Genomic DNA, 19,330 nt, shown 5'->3' with positions numbered 1-19,330 from the left:
CCGCCGTCGGGACGGGAGATGAGAGGGCGGGCGGGAGACGGCGACCTCCCGGTCGCAGTCTTTCATTCCGGGGTCGGTCGTCAGTAGACAGAATAAAATACGCATGGCGCGACGCCCGGGCCTGGGCGATTGCGTAGTCTGGCTACGGATTAAGCGTTCTGAGTTGCCGAATGTCGAGCAATGTAACCCGAATGCAGGAAGGTTACGGGAAGGGTGAGTTGACGTGAAAGAGCTTTGTAATCGAACGGGCATTTCATCTTCACCTCCTCACTGCACTGCCTAAGGTCCAAGACAGGGATCCTGAATTGGAACGCGTCATGGCGACCGGGGGGATGAGGCTGCGGGAGGCGGCCTTATGACATGACGCATGCCGGTGGCGCCTGCATGTGGCGGGCGGAGGATCGAAAAACAGTAAGGGGAGGTCCCGTAATGAAGTATCTCAACGGCGCAGTCGCGTCGGTTATCGCGTTGTCGTTAGGCGTTGCCGTGGCTCATGCCGATGTTCCGCAGGCCCAGGTAGACCGGCTTGGCGGCGATCTGACGCCGGTCGGCGCCGAAAAGGCAGGTAATGGCGGAGACATACCGGCCTGGACCGGCGGCCTTCAGACCATTCCGTCCAATGTCGACTACAAGGATGGCGATCATCTGAAGAACCCGTTCCCGGACGACAAGGTGCTTTACACCGTCACCGGCCAGAACATGGGTCAGTACAAGGAGTATCTTACGCCCGGTCAGGCGGCGATGCTGAAGCAGTACGACGACTACAAGCTGAAGGTCTATAAATCCCGCCGCACCTGCGCGGTGCCGGACAATGTGTATGCCGCGACAAAGCGCAACGCCAAGGTGTCTCAGCTGGTCGGCAACGGGAATGGTGTCGCCAAGGGGATCATGGGCTTCCCGTTTCCCATACCGAACAATGCCTATGAGATTATCTGGAACCACACACTGCGCTATCGCTCTTTCAAACTGATCCGTCAGTTCGCGGCCATGCCGGTGACCAGCGGTGGCAGCTATACGCCGATCATCGTGCAGGACCAGGCTATTCTATGGTGGTCCGACCCCTCGAAGCGGAGCGCGGAGGAGCTGGATAACACGTCCATCTACTATATCGCCCGCACGCTTGCGCCGGCCCGCGCAGCCGGCAATATCGTGCTGGTTCACGAAGCAATGAACTCCGCGAAGAAGCCGCGCCAGGCATGGCAGTACAGCCCGGGCACCCGCCGTGTGCGCCGCGCGCCGAATATCGCTTTCGACAATCCGGGCGTAAACACGGACGGTCTTTCCACCGCAGACAGTTTCGACGGCTTCAACGGGTCGCTGGAACGCTATACCTGGACCGTGCTCGGCAAGAACGAGCGTTTCGCCGCCGGGAACAACTACGCGATGGGGCTCGCCAAATATGAAAACCTCATTCAGGCGCGCCATCTCAATCAGGACTTCCTGCGCTATGAAAAGCGCCGTCTCTGGGAGATTCAGGCGGATCTGAAATCCGACACGCGTCATGTCTATCAACGCCGCGTCTTCCATATCGACGAGGATTCCTGGCAGATCGCGTCGGCCGAAATGTATGACGGCCGCGGCGATCTCTGGCGTGTCGAGGAGTTGCAGGGCGTAACGGCCTATAACGTGCCGCTATGCGGCTATGTCGCCCAGATGGACTACGACCTCAAAGGCAGCCGCTACCTGGCCCAGGCGCTCAACAATGAGGAGCCGGCGATCAACTTCTTCGCCGACGAATTGAGGGCGGATGAGTATACGCCAAGCGCCATTCGCCGGATGGGCTCGCGCTAGGCAGTTCCGGAAAACGCTATCCGGGCCGCCCGCTCCGGCGGGACCTCCACCGGCACCGGAAACGAGGCCCCGGCGCGTATGTATGATCGCGCCGGGGCCGATTTGGTTCGGCAAAACGGGAATGCGCCGCCTCAGCCTTGCCGCTCGTCTTCCCCTTGCGTTGTGGATACGCGCTGCCATGTCTGCGTGCGGCCCAGCAGGCTGATGCCCAGATAGCCGCGGACCTTCAATGTCTGTCCGTCCTCACTGAGCTGGATCGACGCATCGTAGACGTCGCCCGATTCCGGATCGAGAATCTTGCCGTCGGTCCATTCGTCGCCGTCTTTGGCAAGACCCCATAATACGGTCATGCCAAGGACCGGCTTGCCATGCCTTGGCCCTTCGCATTCATCGCAGACGGGGGGCGGAGCATCCGCAGGCTGATTGAGAAGTTTCACGATCTTGCCGTGCAACTCTCCATCCGAGCTGTCGATTTCGACGATAGCGCGGGGCTTGCCGCTGTCGTCGTCTATCGTTCGCCATTTACCGACCGGCCCCCTGGCGTCGATCGCGGCCAGTGCCGCCGTGCAGAGAAAGGCGCTGACCAAAGAAACGGTGACGGCACTGCGCCATAAAAATTTTTGCCGTGAGCGGATGGGGATCGTTTCGGGTCTCATGGGGTTCCTCCCTGGGTTCGTTCGCCCCGTGCCCCTGTCGCAACCGCGAACTACCGATCGTCACGACCGGTTTTGGAGGATGAACGGAAAAAGTGGCGGGACTTTGCCGTCGCTGAAGCGTCACATCACTTTCATCGTTTGCCGGTACTAGCAGGAAAGGTGCACTCACCTGATTCCACAGTCCGAAAGGAACCGGCTGCCGTGTCAGATCCTGCTGTCGTCGTCGAATACCGCAATCCCAAAGAACGGCTGGGCCATGCCGTGCATCGCCACAAGCCCGTGTCGCGCGAAGGTTTGACCGAACGGCTCTTCACGCTTCTCTTCACTGGACTGGTCTATCCCCAGATCTGGGAAGACCCGGAAGTGGACATGGAAGCGATGGCGATCGAACCCGGCCAGCATGTCGTCGCGATCGCGTCGGGGGGCTGCAATGTGATGTCCTATCTGGCGGCGGATCCCGGGCGCATCACCGCGCTCGACCTCAATCCGGCCCATATCGCGCTCAACAAGTTGAAACGCGAGGCCGCGCGGCGCCTGCCGAGCTATGAGCATTTCCGCCGCTTTTTCGGCGATGCCGACAGCGCGCAGAATATCGAGTTCTACGAAACCTTCCTGCGCGACAATCTCGATCCGGAGACGAGGCGTTATTGGGAAAAACGCTCGATCTCGGGCCGCCGCCGGATTTCGCTTTTTGCACGCGGGTTCTACCGGCACGGGCTTCTGGGCTCCTTTATCGGCGCCGCCCACCTCGCCGCGAAATTCTACGGCGTCAAACTTGCCGAAATCCTCGACCTGAAGTCGATGGAAGAGCAGCGCCGCTATTTCGACGAAAAGCTCGCGCCGCTTTTCGACCGCAAGCTCGTCGCCTGGATCACCTCCAAGCCCGCCTCGCTTTACGGTCTCGGCATTCCGCCCTCGCAATATGAGGCATTGGCCGGCGGGCGCGAAATGCGCGAGGTCCTTCGCGAGCGCCTTGAAACGCTTACCTGCGATTTCCCCATCGCCGACAATTATTTTGCCTGGCAGGCTTTCGCGCGGCACTACGGTCCCGATAGCGCCGGTTCCCTGCCGCCTTACCTCAAGCGGGAAAATTTCTCCGCCCTGCAGGCGCGCGCCGAGCGCGTGGAGGTCCTGAACAAGTCCTTCACCGAGTTCCTTCGCGCCGAACCGGATGCCAGCGCCGACCGCTATGTGCTGCTGGATGCGCAGGACTGGATGACCGACGAGCAACTCAACGATCTCTGGGAACAGATTACGCGCACCGCCCGACCGGGCGCGCGCGTGATTTTCCGTACCGCCGCCGAACCGACGCTGCTGCCGGGCCGCGTTGCCGACGACATTCTGTCCCGCTGGAACTACCGCGAGGCGGAGTCGGCCCGTTTCACGCGGCAGGACCGGTCCTCGATCTATGGCGGGTTCCATCTTTACGAGCTGGAGAGCTGAACCATGGCCGGCCTGTCGCTTCACGATGGAGGCGTGCCGCATGACGCCCTGATGGACAGCGTCTATCGGCGTCAGCGGCATTTCTACGACGCCACCCGGCGCTACTATCTTCTCGGGCGCGACCGGCTGATTGCAGACCTTGCGCCGCCCCGGGGCGGTTCCGTGCTCGAAGTAGGGTGTGGAACGGGCCGCAATCTCATTCTGGCGCGGGACGCGCACCCGCAGGCGCGGTATTACGGTTTCGATATTTCGAGCGAGATGCTGGACCAGGCCCGTCACTCCGCTCGCCGCGCCGGGCCTGGTGGCGATCTGACATTCGCGCAGGGCGATGCGGCCGACTTCGATCCCCGCGGGGCTTTCGGGGTACCGCAATTCGACCGGGTGTTCATGTCCTACACCATCTCCATGATCCCGGTCTGGGAAGACGCGATTGCCCATGCCGCGACGCTGGTGGCACCGGGCGGCCGGCTCCACATTGTCGATTTCGGCCAGCAGGAGCGCCTGCCGCGCGTCTTCCGGGCGGGGCTGCACCGCTGGCTCTCGGCCTTTCATGTGAGCCCGCGTGCCGAACTGGAGATGTATCTGGGCGATATCGCCGCGTGGCATGGCGCCACGCTGCGCTTCGAGCGGCTGCACCGGGGCTATGCGTGGTACGCCGTTCTGGACTTCGCCCGCGACTGAGCGTTCCTCGTAGTGTGTGGCGCGACGGTTTGCGCCAGCGAAACCCGGCTTGCTTGTGCTAAGTGTCGGTGAACGGCAACCTTGGAAGCAGGCTGATGATCCGGCAAGGCACGATTTTCGGTGCACTTTTCATTGTGTGGCTGGCAGGGGCGGGAGAGCTTCACGCCGCGGGAAGCCGCTGCGTCATGACGCCGGAGCGTATCGAGGAAGTCGCCGCTCGCCTGCCGGAGGGCGTCGAGATCGATTTCCTTCGGGTGCGGGATTTCTATGCGCTCGAGAATGGCGATTGCGTCTGGGGCATATCCCGGCGGAATATCCTGCTGGAGGCACTCGGTCGGGTGTGGAGCCATGGCCTGTCGCCTTCATTGTTTCATCTGGACACCCTGGAACAGCTCACGCCCGGCGGCGACACGTCGGAACTGCTGCTGAGCGATGCCGCGCTGCGCTATGTGCGCGTGATGACGGCGGGTCGCGTACCGCCCGGCGCGCTGGCGGAAGAAGTATCGATATCGCCTGTGAAAATGGATGCGGCGGGGGCGTTGGCCGCGGGGCTCCATACGCCGGACTTTGCGTCATGGCTCGAAAAACTGCCGCCGCGCGACCCGGCCTATAACCGGCTGCGCTTCGCCTATGAAGCCTATCGAGCAAAGGCCTCGGACCTATTCCATCCGCTGTCGCTGGAGGGGGTGCGGGCGCTGCATCCGGGCGACCGTTCTCCCGTGGTGCCGCGGCTGGCCGCCCGGCTTGCATCGGCCGGAGATGCCGATGGTCTGCCCGCCGGTACGCTTTACACTCCGGAAATAGAAGCCGCGGTGCGCCATTATCAGGCACGGCACGGGCTGGAGGTCGATGGCGTGGTGGGACGCAATACGCTGGCCCAGCTCAACACCCCGCCTGCCCGGCGTGTCGAGCAGATCGCCCTCAATCTGGAGCGTTGGCGCGTGCTTGCACACGCATTGCCGCCCACCCGTATCGAGGTCAATGCGGCGGCGGCGCAGTTAAGCCTGATCCGGGAGGGGCGGACGGAACTTTCCATGCGCGCGATCGTCGGCGCGAAGAAAACCCGGACCCCGATCATCGTCAGCCGGGCTCAGGCGGTTATCGCCAATCCGCCCTGGAACGTGCCGTCCTCCATCACGAAGAACGAGCTTCTGCCGAAGATCGCCAGGGACGACACCTATATGGATCGCAAGCATATGGAATGGGTGGACGGCCGCATCGTCCAGTCGCCCGGAGAGCATAATTCCCTGGGGCGGCTGAAGATCGATTTCCCGAGCCGCTATGCCGTCTATATGCACGACACCAATGCGCGCTCGCTCTTCGCTCGCGACTATCGCTGGCTCAGCCATGGCTGTATCCGCCTTCAGAAACCGCGGGAACTGGCAGCCGTGCTCCTGGGGGGCGGCGACGCCCGGGCGGAGATCGACCGGTTGATCGACGAGGAAGAGACGGTGCGTGTGCCCGTCGCGGAGCAACTGCCTGTCGCAGTCGTCTACTGGACGGCCTTCGTCGGCGAAGACGGGGAAATGAATTTCCGTAATGACGTCTACGGACGGGATGACCGGCTGAAAGCCGCGCTCCGGGGTGCCGGCGGTTCGGACATGACCGTTCTGCCCGTGGAAGCATGCGGTATGTAGGCCTTCGGTGTCCGGCGACCTTATGATCCAAATCATATTGGCAAAACCTCGGGACAGGGTAGATTGATCGCGGCTGGGGGCAATCAGTCGAGAGGTCAGAAGTGTCAGTACAGATTTCCCGCCGCGGGCTTCTAGGCGGTATAGCTGCGTTGTCGACCATGGCGGCGGTGGAACCGGCAAGCGCTGCGTTGCGTCTGCCGATGGCGCGGCCGTCCGGTCTGGGAGCGTCGTCGCCGAAACCGGCACCCGAAGCCGATCTGCTTGCCGCGGCCGGCGATGCGCGCACACTTCGTCTCTTCAATACGCATACCGGCGAGCACGCCAAGATCACCTATTGGGCCGAAGGCAAATACGAGCCGGAGGCGATGGCGGCGATCGATCATATCCTGCGGGACCATCGTGCCGATGAAGCCTACCGGATGGCGCCGGACCTGCTGGATCTGATGTATGCGATGCAGCTGAAGCTCGACACCAGCGAGGAACTCAACATCATTTCGGGGTACCGCTCGCCGCGGACGAATGCGGCACTGCGCGCCAAGAGCAACGGCGTCGCGAAGCGCTCCTACCATATGAAAGGCATGGCGGTGGATATCCGCGTGCCGAACCGCAATGTGGGCAAGGTCTACGACGCGGCCATGGATTTGCGCGTCGGCGGCGTCGGCTATTATCCGCGGTCCGATTTCGTGCATATCGATATCGGACCGGTACGGCGCTGGGGCGCGGCGCGCCACGTCTGACCTTTAGGGCAGGACGACCGGAAAGCCGACGCCGCGCGACATGCACCGCCCGGTCTGTATTTCGGAAAAAGTTACGGGGGCGCGGGCATCAAATCGTCGCGGCATTGCCCGATCCTCGCCGGATTTTCGTCCCGATCGACAACCACCTTCTGGTCTCAAGCGCTTCCGCAGGAAACGCAGAAACGATCATGAGGAGAGTCGATATGCGTTCGCTCAGGAAAATTCTTGTCGCCGGTACGGCGTTGGCTCTGGTGTCGGCGCCCGCTCTTGCCGACCCGGTCAGCACTACGCCCGAGGGTTCGGGTGTGGATGCCTCGGGAGGCGTGACGGCCGATTCCGGCATGGAATCGGGTGCTGAAACCCCGATGAATGGCGGTCCTTCCGATGCCGCCGTGCCGGAAGAAACGCCCGATGCGTCGAAGCCGATGCAGGACGGCATGACCACCATTGCCGGGATGGAGGAACGCCTGGCCGCCAAGGGCTATACCGACATCGAACGGGTCGATACGGAGAATGAAGACGAAATCGTCTTCAACGCGACAGGTCCCGACGGCCAGGATGTATCGGTAACCATGGACGCCACGACCGGCGCCATGATGGGCGAAGGCGAGCCTCGCTAGAGGCCTCTTGCCGATGAGCGAACCGCGACCGCCTGCATGGCGGTCGCGGTTTGCAGGTCATGCGAACGCCTGGATACCCGTCTGCTCGCGGCCGAGGATCAGCGTATGAACGTCATGCGTGCCCTCATAGGTGTTCACCGCTTCGAGATTCATGACGTGGCGGATGACGTGATATTCGTCGGAGACGCCATTGCCGCCATGCATGTCGCGCGCGACGCGGGCGATGTCGAGCGCCTTGCCGCAATTGTTCCGCTTCATGAGCGAGATGGCGGCGGGTGCCGCCTTGTTCTCGTCGAAGAGACGACCGAGCTGCAGGCAGCCCTGGAGGCCCAGCGTGATTTCGGTCTGCATGTCGGCCAGCTTCTTCTGGACGAGCTGGTTCGCGGCCAGCGGACGGCCGAACTGGGTCCGGTCGAGCGTGTACTGCCGCGCCGCATGCCAGCAGAATTCCGCCGCGCCCATTGCGCCCCAGGCAATGCCGTAGCGCGCCCGGTTGAGGCAGCCGAAGGGACCGGCGAGCCCGCGTACATGCGGCAGGAAGTTCTCGTCCGGCACGAACACGTCCGATAGCGAAATCTCGCCGGTAATGGAGGCGCGGAGCGAGAACTTGCCCTCGATCTTCGGCGTCTCGAACCCCTTCATGCCACGCTCCACGATGAAGCCGCGAATATTGTCCTTGCCGTCTTCCTCGAGCTTTGCCCAGACGACCGCGATATCCGCGATGGGCGAATTGGTGATCCACATCTTCGCGCCGTTGAGGATGTAGCCGCCATCGACCTTCTTCGCGCGGGTCTTCATGGAGCCGGGATCGGAGCCGTGGTCGGGCTCGGTGAGGCCGAAGCAGCCGACATATTCGCCGCTCGCGAGCTTGGGCAGGAATTTCTGCTTCTGCTCTTCCGTGCCATAGGCGTTGATCGGGTGCATGACGAGGGAAGACTGCACGCTCATCGCCGAGCGATAGCCGCTGTCGACGCGCTCGACTTCGCGGGCGACGAGCCCGTAGCAGACATAGGAAAGACCGGCGCAGCCATAATCTTCCGGCAGGGTGCAGCCCAGCATGCCCTGCGCGCCCATCTCGTTCATGATCTCGCGATGGAAGACCTCGTTGCGGTTGGCCTCCTTCACGCGGGTCATCAGCTTTTCGTCCGCATAAGCGCGCGCGCTGTCGCGCACCATTCGCTCTTCCTCGGTGAGCTGCTCATCGAGCAGCAGCGGATCCTCCCAGTTGAAGGAAGCGAGCGGGGGATTGGGGTTTCCGGCGGGCGCGGAAGCGCTCTTGGCGGCTTGCGACATGGAACAGGGTCCTCAAGCTGAAATTCGAGAGATTTGGCAGTGATATAGCAGCCGGAGGCGGCGAGGGCGAGGCCGGAGGAAGAAAAGGAAGACGTTGCGTCAGGCCACCGGGTGTCCGGCGGACCGGGCATAGGAGCCCAATGTCTCGGCCAGATGGTCGAACATCAGCCGCATCCGGCGGTTTCCGCGCAGATCCTCATGCATGACGATCCAGATATCGAGCGGGAAATCGAAGGCTTCCGGCATGAAGGAGACGAGCCCGTCCCGCTTGCCGAGCGGGTATTGGCAGACACCGATGCCGAAACCGGCTTTCAGCATGCCGTATTGGGCGACATCGCTGTCGCATCTATAGGTGAAGAAATCCCGCGTCAGTTCGACACTCACCTGGTCGAGCCGCCGGATGGAGGCATTCCGGTCATAGCCGATCACCGGGTGCTCGCTCAGCTCCTCCATGGTGGAGGGGAGGCCGTGTTTTTCGATATAGGCGGGGTGGGCATGAAAGCCGAGGTGAACCGTGCCCACCTTCCTGGCCACCAGCGCGCTTTGCGTCGGCTGGGCCATGCGGATCGCGATATCGGCCTCGCGCCTGAGAAGGTCGGTATTCCGGTTGGAGATCACCATTTCGACAGCGATCATCGGGTGCTTTTCCCTGAACGAGGTGAGCATGGGGGGCAGCACCTCGGTGCCGATGATCTCGCTGGCAGTGAGGCGCACCGTGCCGCGATCCTCATCCGCCGCCCCCGTGGCCGCGCGCCGCAGCGCGTCAGCGGCGCTTGCCATGGCCTCTGCATGAGGCATCAGCGAGAGTGCGCTGTCGGTCGGGGAGAGCCCGTTTTGCGAGCGGGTGAAAAGACTGACGCCCAGCTCGTCTTCGAGCGCGTCGATATGGCGGCCCACCGTCGGTTGGGTCAGCCCCAACAGGCGCGCGGCGCCCGACAGGCTTCCCTCCCGCATCACTGCGAGGAAGGAGCGATAGAATTCCCAGCCCGGTTCCGTCTTGTTCATACATAAATGAATATCAGATAGAGAAATTCAGGCAATTTATATTCGTCAGTGAATAGATCACCTTCACCTCATCGATAACGGAGGTGATCCCAATGACCGACAAATCTCGGAAGACAGTTCTCATCATCGGTGCCACAGGCGGTATCGGCGGTGCCGTTACGAGGGCGCTGGCCGCGCGCGGCTGGACGATCCGCGCCCTCAACCGCAAGCCGGAAGCCGCCGCCAGGACCCATGCCGCGCTCGGGCCCGTCGAATGGGTGAAGGGCGATGCCATGAACCCTGCCGACGTCATCAGGGCGGCGGAGGGCGTGAGCCTCATCTTTCACGGCGCGAACCCGCCCGGCTATCGCAACTGGAAGGGGCTGGCGCTCCCCATGCTCGAAAGCACCATCGCGGCGGCGAAAGCCAGCGGGGCGATGATCGCCTTTCCCGGCACCGTCTATAATTTCGGTCCGGATGCCGGCGTCTTCGTGAATGAGGAGGCGCCGCAGAACCCGAAAACCCGAAAGGGCGGCATCCGCGTCGAGATGGAGAACCGGCTGCGTGAAACCGCGCAAGAAGGCACGCAGGTTTTGATCCTTCGTGCGGGCGACTTCCTCGGCGGGCTCTCGGCTAATAACTGGTTCGCGGCCGCCATCGTGAAGCCGGGCCGGAAGCTCCGCCGCGTCGTCTATCCGGGCGTTCCGCAGGTCGGTCATGACTGGGCGTATCTGCCCGACCTTGCCGACACCTTCGCGCAGCTTGTCGAGCGGAGGGACGAGTTGGGCGCCTTCGAGCGGTTTCATTTCGAAGGTTACTGGTTTCGGCGCGGCATCGAACTCGCCGAAGCAACGTGCCGTGCCGCGGGCAATGAAAAGCTGCCGATCCGCCGCTTCCCCTGGTGGCTGATCCGCCTGGCGTCGCCTTTCGTGGAGACCTTCCGCGAGATGCTGGAGATGCACTACCTCTGGCGGAAGCCTCTCCATCTCGACAACGCAAAGCTCGTCGCATTCCTCGGCGAGGAACCCCGCACGCCTGTCGAGATCGCATTGCGCGATTGTCTGATCGAACTCGGTTGCATGAAGCCCCCGACAGTCAAAGCGATCGCCGCCTCGCGAAAAAACGCGGCCACTGCGTAGCCGTTCAATTCATCGCTATGGAGAGAAGGAAATGAACCCCTTCAGGAAAGCCGAAGAGATCGTCTATCTGATGGCCGTCGCGGTCTTCTGGACCTATGTCTTCACGCTCGCCATATTCGGCGTCGGCCCCTATCTGGCGTGACGGGAAATAAATGTCGTCCCGGATGCAATTTCCGGGACGACATGTTTTTGCGAGGGTGTTACTCCGCCGCGGCCTTCAGGCCCTGAAGCGCTTCCGCCGGCATGCGCTCGGCGAATTCGCGGCAGGCCTGCACATATTCGCTTTTCAGCCGGTCGACCAGCTCGCCCACAGGCGGCGCGTCCTTGATCTGGCCGATACCCTGGCCGGAGCCCCAGATATCCTTCCAGGCCTTCTGCTTCATGTTGCCGCCGGAGCCGAAATTCATCTTCGACTTGTCGGCCTCGGGCAGGTTGTTGGGATCGAGACCGGCCGCGGCAATGGAAGGGGCAAGGTAGTTGCCATGCACGCCCGTAAAGAGGTTCGAATAGACGATGTCCTCGGCGCTGTGTTCGATGAGGTTCTGCTTGTAGGCGGCCTCTGCGTTCGCTTCCTGCGTGGCGACGAAGCGCGTGCCGAGATAGGCAAGGTCCGCGCCCATGGCGAGCGCACCGGCGATGCTCCAGCCGTCGGACATCGCGCCCGACAGGATCACCGTGCCGTCGAACCACTGCTTCACCTCGCGCACCAGCGCGAAGGGCGAAAGCGTGCCCGCATGACCGCCCGCGCCCGCACAGACGAGAATAAGACCGTCCACGCCCTGTTCGGCGGCCTTTCGGGCATGTTTCACGTTGATGACGTCATGAAAGACCTTGCCGCCATAGGAATGCGCGCCTTTCACCACCTCTTCCGGCGGGCGGAGCGAGGTGATGATGATCGGCACTTCATGCTTCACGCACATTTCCATGTCGTGTTCGAGGCGATCGTTCGAGGCATGGCAGATCTGGTTCACCGCGAAGGGGGCCACCTTCTTGTCCGGATTGGCGGCCTGGTATTCCGCCAGTTCGTTCTTGATACGGATAAGCCACTCTTCCAGCACATGGGCCGGGCGCGCATTGAGCGCCGGGAACGAGCCCACGATCCCCGCCTTGCACTGGGCGATGACGAGTTCCGGGCCGGAAACGATAAAGAGCGGCGAACCGATGACCGGCAGTTCCAGCCGGCCTTTGAGCGTATCGGGCAGGGCCATGTTTTCCTCCGCGTGTGAATTTGTTGGCGGAGACTATGGACCGGATTTCCGTCTCGCGCTTGTTCTCAGGTGAAGAGCTGTCGGTCAGATTTTGAACAGATGGAGCTGCCGCAGCGTCAGCTTTTGCCCGAGAGGCGGTCTCTGTCGGCCTTGGCCTTTTCCGCGATGAAGTCGAGCACGGCGCGGACCGGCGCGGTGTCGCGCAAATCCGGATGGGCAAGCAGCCACATGTCGGTGCCGTTGGCGAGCTTGTGCGGGGCGATGCGTATGAGGTCGTCATAATGATCGCCGGTGATGCAGACGAGCGTCGATATGCCGATGCCGGCGCGTACCGCCTGCACGAGATCGGCATCGGCCACGCAGCGCAGCGCGGTCGTTCCCCCCTCGGTGACATGGGCGAGCCATTTGGCAAGCTCCACCTCCGCCGCGACGCCGCCGAAGGACACGATGCGGTGGTCCTTCCATTCCTCCCGGCGCGAGGGCAGGCCATGCGTCTCCGCATAGGCTTTGCTGGCATAAAAACCGACACCGATGCGGCCGATCTTGCGCCCGACCACATTCTCGCGGCCCGGCCCATAGGGACGGATGACGACATCGGCGTCGCGCCGCTTGACCGATACCTGGGAGATCTCGTTCACCAGTTCGATTTCGACGCCGGGATGCCGCTCGGCGAGTTCGCCGAGATAGGGCATGAACCAGTAGCAGGCGAGGCTGTGCGGCATGGCGACCCGGACGAGCCCTTGCGCCTCGCCATCCGCGCTGTTGGCGGCATGAAGGGCGCGCTCGGCGGCCAGCGCCATCGGCTCCACTTCCGCGCGCAGGCGCTCGCCCGCGCCGGTCAGCGCATAGCCGGTCTGTTCGCGCACGAAAAGCTTCGTGCCGAGCTGCGTTTCGAGCGCCGAGATATGGCGGCCCACAGTGGCATGGCTGAGGCGCAAACGCCGACCGGCGGCGGAAAGGCTTTGCGTTTCCGCCACGGCCAGAAAGATGCGATAGGCGTCCCAGCTGGCTTCGTTGTTCATGCCTGAACATATCACCGATTAATCCCGAATAGGCAACCCGGTACCTTTCCCTCGCGTTTTCAATGTCTTAGAGGCTTGAGCCCATTGGGTTTTCCGAGATTTGACATCTGCAAATCGGGACCGTTTTCTGCTAGACAGGGGGATCGAAAATTCGAGCCCCGGGAGAGTGGCTCAAAAAACGATCAGTCCTTCAGGGAGAGACACGTGATCAAGACAAGATTCACCGAGACGTTCGGCGTCGAAGCGCCGATCGTGCAGGGCGGTATGCAATGGGTCGGTCGCGCGGAACTGGTGGCGGCTGTCGCCAATGCCGGCGCGCTCGGCTTCATCACCGCGCTGACCCAGCCCACGCCCGACGATCTGCGCAAGGAGATCGAGAAGTGCAAGTCGCTCACCGACAAGCCCTTCGGCGTGAACCTGACCATTCTGCCGGCGCTGACACCGCCGCCTTACGCGGAATATCGCCAGGCGATCATCGAATCCGGCGTGAAGATCGTGGAGACGGCGGGCTACAAGCCGCAGGAGCATGTGGACCATTTCAAGGAACACGGCATCAAGGTCATCCATAAATGCACGGCCGTCCGTCACGCGCTTTCCGCCGAACGCATGGGCGTCGACGCGATCTCGATCGACGGGTTCGAATGCGCGGGCCATCCCGGCGAGGACGATATTCCGGGCCTGATCCTCATCCCGGCGGCTGCCGACAAGGTGAAGATTCCGATGATCGCCTCGGGTGGCTTCGGCGATGCGCGCGGCCTCGTGGCGGCCCTCGCGCTGGGCGCGGAAGGCGTCAATATGGGTACGCGCTTCATGTGCACCAAGGAAAGCGCCATCCACCAGAAGGTGAAGGAACAGATCGTCGCCAATGACGAGCGCCAGACTGATCTGATTTTCCGCACGCTCCATAACACTGCCCGCGTGGCCAAGAACGCCGTGAGCCAGGAAGTGGTGGAGATCGAGAAGAAGGGTGGCGCCAAGATCGAGGATATCGCGCATCTTGTCGCCGGTGCGCGCGGTCGCGTCGTCTATGAAGAAGGCGATCCCGATTACGGCATCTGGTCGGCCGGCATGGTGCAGGGCCTCATTCACGACATCCCGTCCTGTCAGGATCTGGTGTCGCGCATGGTCTCGGAAGCCGAAGACATCATCCGCACCCGCCTCAACCGCATGGCGGGCCTTTCGGCCGCGCAGGCCGCCGAGTAAGGCCCGGACGAGAAAACAGGACGAAGGCGCGTTCTCCGGAACGCGCCTTTTTTGTGTCAGTCCCGGTCGCCTTTACGTCGCCCTGTGGCCCTTAGCCGGGCGGGATCGAGGATTTCCAGGCTCCTGTAGCCGGTCGAAAGAAGGCCGTCCTTCTCGAAACCCGCCAGCACGCGGTTCACCGTCTTGCGGGAAAGGCCGGTCATTTCGGAAAGCTCGTCCTGCGTGACCGGCAGATGGGGCGACGGGCTGAATTGCGTGGCCAGCAATTGCAGGTGGATGGCGAGGCGTTGGGTCGCGGGCCGCGTATTGGCAATGGCAAGCCGGAAGCCCGCGACCACATGAATGCTGGAGAGTTCGGCAAGCCTGACCCAGAGGTCGGGTAGGCGTTGCGCAATGGCTTCAAGGCCGCGTTCGGGCAGGTAGAGCAGCGTGGTCGGTTCGCGCGCCACCGCCGTGGCAATACGCCGTCCGCCCAGAAAACGGCCCGTATAGCCGAAAATATGACCGGGCCCGATAATGCTGACCAGCGCGGGCTCCTCGTTCTCGATGCCGATATGCATGGCGATGGATCCCGACAGCGTGCCGTAGAGCCCGCTCGCGCTTTCTCCTGCATCGTAGATCCAGCGGCCTGCGCCGGCCTGTACCTCCTGCGCTTCCGCGACCAATGCCGCCTGCAGGTTTTCCGGCTGGCGCGAGAACCAGGGATCGGGGGCGAGGATTTTCGAGATGTCGGTCCTGGAAAGGGGCATTTGTGCGGAAATCCGTATTGTTACCTTTGTAACAATACCTTCTTTTCAGGCGCATATCATCGATGCAATGGGAAAAAGCCGGGAATCCGGCAGGAGCGGCAAACGGGCCGCGGGAGGAAAACATGACGACGAGTGCGACCCTCGAAGCGAAGAAGGTCTCGGCAGGCTGCGGGCTGGAAATCCACGGCGTGGATATCGCCCGCCTCTCCAACAGCGAGATGGAGGATATCCGCCGCCTCTATTTCGAGCATGGCGTGATCTTTTTCCGCGATCAGGACATCACCCCGGAGGAGCACATCGCCTTCGCGCAGCGCTGGGGCGAGATCGACATCAACAAGTTCTTCCCCGCCAACGGCAAATATCCGGAGATCGCCGAAGTGCGGAAGGAGAAGGAGCAGAAGACCAATATCGGCGGTGGCTGGCACACGGATCACTCCTACGACCAGGTGCCCGCCATGGGCTCCATACTCGTGGCGCGCGAGCTGCCGACGGATGGCGGCGATACGCTCTTTGCCAATATGTATGCCGCCTATGAGGGACTTTCCGACGGCATGAAGAAGACGCTGGAAGGCCTGCGGGCGGTCCACTCCAACGAAATGGCGTTCGGCGCGGCCGGCTTCTACAAGAACACCGACCAAGGGGCCGGCTTCAAGGGCGAGGATCTCGTCGGCAGCGCCGTCCATCCCGTGGTGCTGGCGCATCCGGAAACAGGCCGCAAGGCGCTCTATGTCAATCCGGGTTTCACCATGCATTTCGAGGGCTGGACGGCGGAGGAAAGCGAAGGCCTTCTGGCCTATCTCTATCGCCATGCGACGCGGCCCGAATATACCTGCCGTTTCGAATGGAGGCCCGGTTCCATTGCCTTCTGGGACAATCGCTGCACCTGGCACTATGCCGTGAACGATTATCACGGGCAGAAGCGTTTGATGCACCGCATCACGATCGGTGGCAGCGCACTCAACTGATTTCTTTCGTCTCTAAACGCGGCATGGCAGACTTCGCCCAAGCGCAGATATGCGCAAAGGGAGAGGGAGGAACCCATGTCGCAACAGGCGAAGCTGACCAGCCATATCGTCGTTCGTCCGAACCCGGATGGATTCGGCGCTGAGATTACCGGGATCGATCTGCGCCGGCCTCTCGACGCCGAAACCATTCGCGACATTCGCGAAGCCTGGCTGAACCATGCCGTGGTCTGGTTTCCCGGCCAGCCGCTGAGCCTGGAAGAGCTGGAGCGCTTTACGCTCTACATGGGCGATTGGGGAAAGACCGATTTCATCGAGCCGGTGAAGGGCCATCCCAATATTCTGGAGCTGCTGCGCGAAGCGGATGAAACCTCGTCCAATTTCGGCGCGGGTTGGCATTCCGACTATTCGTTTCAGGTCGCACCGCCGGCGGGCACCATCCTCCTGTCGCGCGAAGTGCCGCCCAGGGGCGGGCGCACCTTCTTTGCCGATTGCCGTCGCGCCTATGACAGTCTCGATGACGACATGAAAGAGCGTGTTGCAGGGCTGATGGGCGTGCACAGCGCGGAGCTGCCTTACTCGAAGCATGGCTTCTATGCCAATGAGAAGGAAAAGCGCAGCCTGAATATCGTCCCGTCCGACGAGGCGATGGAGCGTCAGCTTCATCCCGTGGTGCGCACGCATCCGGAAACCGGCCGCAAGTCGCTCTTCGTCAATCCGGTCTATACCATCGGCCTCGACGCGCTGCCGGAGGAGGAGGGAAAGAAACTTCTGGGAACGCTATGTGCGCGCTGCATTCAGGAAGAGTTCCTGTACCGCCATGCCTGGCAGCCCGACATGTTGCTCATGTGGGACAATCGCTGCGTGCAGCATTTTGCAGAAGGCGGGTATGACGGCTATCGACGTCTGATGTATCGCACGACTTTTGCCGGCGATCGGCCGGTCTAGGGGGGGCGGGCGTCTAACGTCCCAGTACGAGCAGCAGCAAGCCGCCGACCACCAGCACGATGCCGAGAAATTCGAGCCGCGAGGTCTTTTCGCGGAAGACGAGATGCGAGGTGATGAAGGTGAAGACAAGCTCGATCTGGCCGAGCGCCCGCACATAGGCCGCGTTTTGCAGCGTCATCGCGCTGAACCAGCCGATGGACCCGAGCGCGCCGATAAGCCCGACGGCGGCGCTTTGCGGCCAGAGGCGGAAGGCGGCCTTGAGGTCGTCCCTCCGATAGAGCCAGAGCCAGCCCGTCATCGTGACCGTTTGAACGGCCAGCACCACGAAAAGCATGAAGGCTGCCGGCAGCACGAAACCCTCAAGCCCCAGCGACAGCGCGCCCGCGCGGTAGGATACCGCTGAGATGCCGTATAGCGCGCCCGACGCTATCCCCATCAGCGCGGGTTTTTCGCCGAGCGAGCGCCAGAAACGCCTGAGCGGCAGGTCGCTTTTCGCCATGGAGATCATCAGCACGCCGGCAAGGCTCACCAGAATGGCAAGTACCGCGCCCCATGTCAGATGATCGCCCAGCACCACGATGCCGAAGATCGCTGTCTGCACGGTCTCGGTCTTGGAGTAGGCGGTCCCTACCGCGAAATTGCGATAGGCAAAAAGCGCGACCAGCAGCACGGTCGCCACGATCTGCGCCAGGCCGCCGACAACCGCATAAACCATCGTCGCCATGTTGGGCGAGGGCAGGGGCGCGCCGGTGAACGTCAGGACGCCTGCCAGATAAAGCGCTGCCACCGGCAGACCGAAGGAAAAACGCACATAGGTTGCGCCATAGGCGGACATGGCGCCGGACAACTGCTTTTGCAGCGTCGAGCGCATGTTCTGCAGAAAGGCGGCGGCGATGGTGATCGGGATCCAGAGCGGCATGATCCCGATCTCTTACATCAACGGAAAGTCTTTGTCCCGGCCCGCGGTTCAGTCGGAGACGGCACCATAGACGAGTTGCTGGAATTGAGGCCGCAGCGGATAGGCGCGGCTCGGCATGAGCTGCGTCATCAAAATCGCGATCAGGCCTTCCGCCGGGTCGATCCAGAAATAGGTCGAGGCTGCACCGCCCCAGCTATAGATGCCGGGCGAGCCGATGGTTTGCGCGGCGGCCTGATCGAGCAGGATCGAAAACCCGAGACCGAAACCCTGTCCGTCCACGCCCGTTTCGGAGAAGGCGGAATTGTCCATGTCCTTCATGGTCTTGTCGTCGGGCAGGTGGTTCATGGTCATGAGCTCCAGGGTCTTGCGGCTGACAAGCCGCGTCCCGTCCAGTTCGCCGCCATTGAACAGCATGCGGCAGAAGCGGAAATAATCCATCTGCGTGGAGACAAGCCCGCCGCCGCCCGACAGGAAGGAATTCGGCTGCACATAGGTGCTCGTCTCGTCCCCCATGTCGCAGACGCGGACCTCGCGCGTTTTCGGGTCCTTCTCGTAATTGGTGGCGAGGCGATGCGCCTTCTCCACCGGGACGCTGAAGCCCGTATCGTCCATGCCCAACGGCGCGAAGATGCGCGAGGCGAGAAACTGATCGAGGGACTGTCCCGACAGGACTTCGATGAGATAACCGCAGACATCGGTCGAAACGGAATAGTTCCAGTGCTCGCCGGGCGAAAAGAGCAGCGGGATTTCCGCCAGCCTTTCCACCATCCCCTTCAGCGTGAGGCCCTGCGTTCGCGCACCGCCGATACCGGCCTTGCGGTACATCGAATCCACCGGATGGGCATGCATGAAATCGTAGGTGAGGCCGGAGGTATGGGTGAGCAGGTCGCGGATCGTCATTTCCCGCGCCAGCGGCCTGGTCTCGTAGCTTTCGGGCGTACCGCCGTCCCAGACCCGCAATTCCTTGAATTCGGGAATGTAGCGCGACACCTCATGGCCGAGCTGAAAGCGACCTTCCTCATAGAGCATCATCAGCGCAAGCGAGGTGACCGGCTTGGTCATGGAATAGATGCGGAAGATCGTATCTTTTTCGAGCGGCAGTCCGCGCGCGGTGTCGCGCATGCCGACGGTTTCGAAATGAACGAGCTTGCCGTCGCGTGCGACAAGGGTGGAAACGCCTGCGAGCTTGCCGCGATCGACATAGGAGCCGAAAAAGTTCGGGATGGCGGAAAGCCGATCCGGGTCGAGGCCGACATCGACCGGTCGCGCCGTCAGTTGCTGCATGCTGTCCATTGGGTTTCCTCCCCCGTCTTTCTGTTCTCAGTCCTGAATGCGCGG

At 62.3% G+C, this 19,330-nt stretch carries 18 protein-coding genes; 10 read left to right on the top strand and 8 right to left on the bottom strand.

Features of this window, described 5'->3' with window-relative positions:
- The first annotated feature begins 429 nt into the window (after positions 1–429).
- A complete protein-coding gene (locus FHS78_RS14105; protein WP_167095013.1) occupies positions 430–1,791 on the top strand; it encodes a DUF1329 domain-containing protein in 1,362 nt (453 codons plus the stop codon).
- A 131-nt stretch (positions 1,792–1,922) separates the two neighbouring features.
- On the opposite strand, the gene FHS78_RS14100 is transcribed toward FHS78_RS14105, so the two are convergent.
- Positions 1,923–2,447: a DUF2147 domain-containing protein gene (locus tag FHS78_RS14100; RefSeq protein WP_167095012.1), complete on the bottom strand. Its 525-nt coding sequence runs from the start codon at positions 2,445–2,447 to the stop codon at positions 1,923–1,925.
- 201 nt (positions 2,448–2,648) lie between these two features.
- Between FHS78_RS14100 and FHS78_RS14095 the strand changes: the two genes are divergently transcribed.
- From FHS78_RS14095 to FHS78_RS14075, 5 genes are all read left to right on the top strand, one after another.
- The gene (locus FHS78_RS14095) at positions 2,649–3,890 is read left to right on the top strand and encodes a DUF3419 family protein (protein WP_167095011.1); all 1,242 of its coding nucleotides are present in this window, start codon (positions 2,649–2,651) and stop codon (positions 3,888–3,890) included.
- A 3-nt stretch (positions 3,891–3,893) separates the two neighbouring features.
- Positions 3,894–4,571, top strand: coding sequence for a class I SAM-dependent methyltransferase (locus FHS78_RS14090; protein WP_167095010.1), 678 nt, complete (start codon positions 3,894–3,896; stop codon positions 4,569–4,571).
- Positions 4,572–4,666: 95 nt separating this feature from the next.
- Complete coding sequence (locus tag FHS78_RS14085) at positions 4,667–6,208, top strand: L,D-transpeptidase family protein (protein ID WP_167095009.1); 1,542 nt, start codon at positions 4,667–4,669, stop codon at positions 6,206–6,208.
- A gap of 101 nt (positions 6,209–6,309) precedes the next feature.
- Positions 6,310–6,945, top strand: coding sequence for a peptidoglycan L,D-endopeptidase MepK (gene mepK / locus FHS78_RS14080; RefSeq protein WP_205305323.1), 636 nt, complete (start codon positions 6,310–6,312; stop codon positions 6,943–6,945).
- 203 nt (positions 6,946–7,148) lie between these two features.
- Positions 7,149–7,565 (top strand): hypothetical protein, encoded by a 417-nt coding sequence (locus tag FHS78_RS14075; RefSeq protein ID WP_167095008.1) that lies wholly within the window; start codon positions 7,149–7,151, stop codon positions 7,563–7,565.
- Positions 7,566–7,622: 57 nt separating this feature from the next.
- Here FHS78_RS14075 and FHS78_RS14070 read toward each other — a convergent pair whose 3' ends face one another.
- Both FHS78_RS14070 and FHS78_RS14065 read right to left on the bottom strand, forming a co-directional pair.
- Positions 7,623–8,858, bottom strand: a complete 1,236-nt coding sequence (locus FHS78_RS14070; RefSeq protein WP_167095007.1) for an acyl-CoA dehydrogenase — start codon at positions 8,856–8,858, stop codon at positions 7,623–7,625.
- Between the two features lie 99 nt (positions 8,859–8,957).
- Positions 8,958–9,863, bottom strand: coding sequence for a LysR family transcriptional regulator (locus FHS78_RS14065; RefSeq protein WP_167095006.1), 906 nt, complete (start codon positions 9,861–9,863; stop codon positions 8,958–8,960).
- Positions 9,864–9,955: 92 nt separating this feature from the next.
- On the opposite strand from FHS78_RS14065, the gene FHS78_RS14060 reads away from it, so the two are divergent.
- Positions 9,956–10,981, top strand: coding sequence for an SDR family NAD(P)-dependent oxidoreductase (locus FHS78_RS14060; RefSeq protein WP_167095005.1), 1,026 nt, complete (start codon positions 9,956–9,958; stop codon positions 10,979–10,981).
- 200 nt (positions 10,982–11,181) lie between these two features.
- On the opposite strand, the gene FHS78_RS14055 is transcribed toward FHS78_RS14060, so the two are convergent.
- Together FHS78_RS14055 and FHS78_RS14050 are read right to left on the bottom strand one after the other, a co-directional pair.
- Complete coding sequence (locus FHS78_RS14055) at positions 11,182–12,189, bottom strand: NAD(P)H-dependent flavin oxidoreductase (RefSeq protein ID WP_167095004.1); 1,008 nt, start codon at positions 12,187–12,189, stop codon at positions 11,182–11,184.
- 116 nt (positions 12,190–12,305) lie between these two features.
- Positions 12,306–13,211: a LysR family transcriptional regulator gene (locus tag FHS78_RS14050; RefSeq protein WP_167095003.1), complete on the bottom strand. Its 906-nt coding sequence runs from the start codon at positions 13,209–13,211 to the stop codon at positions 12,306–12,308.
- A gap of 204 nt (positions 13,212–13,415) precedes the next feature.
- Here FHS78_RS14050 and FHS78_RS14045 point away from each other — a divergent pair, with 204 nt between their 5' ends.
- Positions 13,416–14,414, top strand: a complete 999-nt coding sequence (locus FHS78_RS14045; protein ID WP_167095002.1) for a nitronate monooxygenase — start codon at positions 13,416–13,418, stop codon at positions 14,412–14,414.
- Between the two features lie 56 nt (positions 14,415–14,470).
- Here FHS78_RS14045 and FHS78_RS14040 read toward each other — a convergent pair whose 3' ends face one another.
- Positions 14,471–15,163: a Crp/Fnr family transcriptional regulator gene (locus tag FHS78_RS14040; RefSeq protein ID WP_167095001.1), complete on the bottom strand. Its 693-nt coding sequence runs from the start codon at positions 15,161–15,163 to the stop codon at positions 14,471–14,473.
- Between the two features lie 122 nt (positions 15,164–15,285).
- On the opposite strand from FHS78_RS14040, the gene FHS78_RS14035 reads away from it, so the two are divergent.
- Complete coding sequence (locus tag FHS78_RS14035) at positions 15,286–16,128, top strand: TauD/TfdA dioxygenase family protein (protein ID WP_167095000.1); 843 nt, start codon at positions 15,286–15,288, stop codon at positions 16,126–16,128.
- A gap of 75 nt (positions 16,129–16,203) precedes the next feature.
- A complete protein-coding gene (locus FHS78_RS14030) occupies positions 16,204–17,073 on the top strand; it encodes a TauD/TfdA dioxygenase family protein (protein ID WP_167094999.1) in 870 nt (289 codons plus the stop codon).
- A 13-nt stretch (positions 17,074–17,086) separates the two neighbouring features.
- On the opposite strand, the gene FHS78_RS14025 is transcribed toward FHS78_RS14030, so the two are convergent.
- Positions 17,087–17,992 carry an EamA family transporter gene (locus FHS78_RS14025; RefSeq protein ID WP_167094998.1) on the bottom strand — a complete coding sequence of 302 codons (906 nt, stop codon included), beginning with the start codon at positions 17,990–17,992 and terminating at the stop codon, positions 17,087–17,089.
- A 48-nt stretch (positions 17,993–18,040) separates the two neighbouring features.
- Complete coding sequence (locus FHS78_RS14020; RefSeq protein ID WP_167095094.1) at positions 18,041–19,276, bottom strand: serine hydrolase domain-containing protein; 1,236 nt, start codon at positions 19,274–19,276, stop codon at positions 18,041–18,043.
- Positions 19,277–19,330: the final 54 nt, after the last annotated feature.

The sequence above is a fragment of the Parvibaculum indicum genome (genome assembly GCF_011762095.1).
Lineage (GTDB): Bacteria > Pseudomonadota > Alphaproteobacteria > Parvibaculales > Parvibaculaceae > Parvibaculum > Parvibaculum indicum.
The sequence above is the reverse complement of the archived record's forward strand: the minus strand, read 5'-3'. Positions and strand labels throughout refer to the sequence as shown.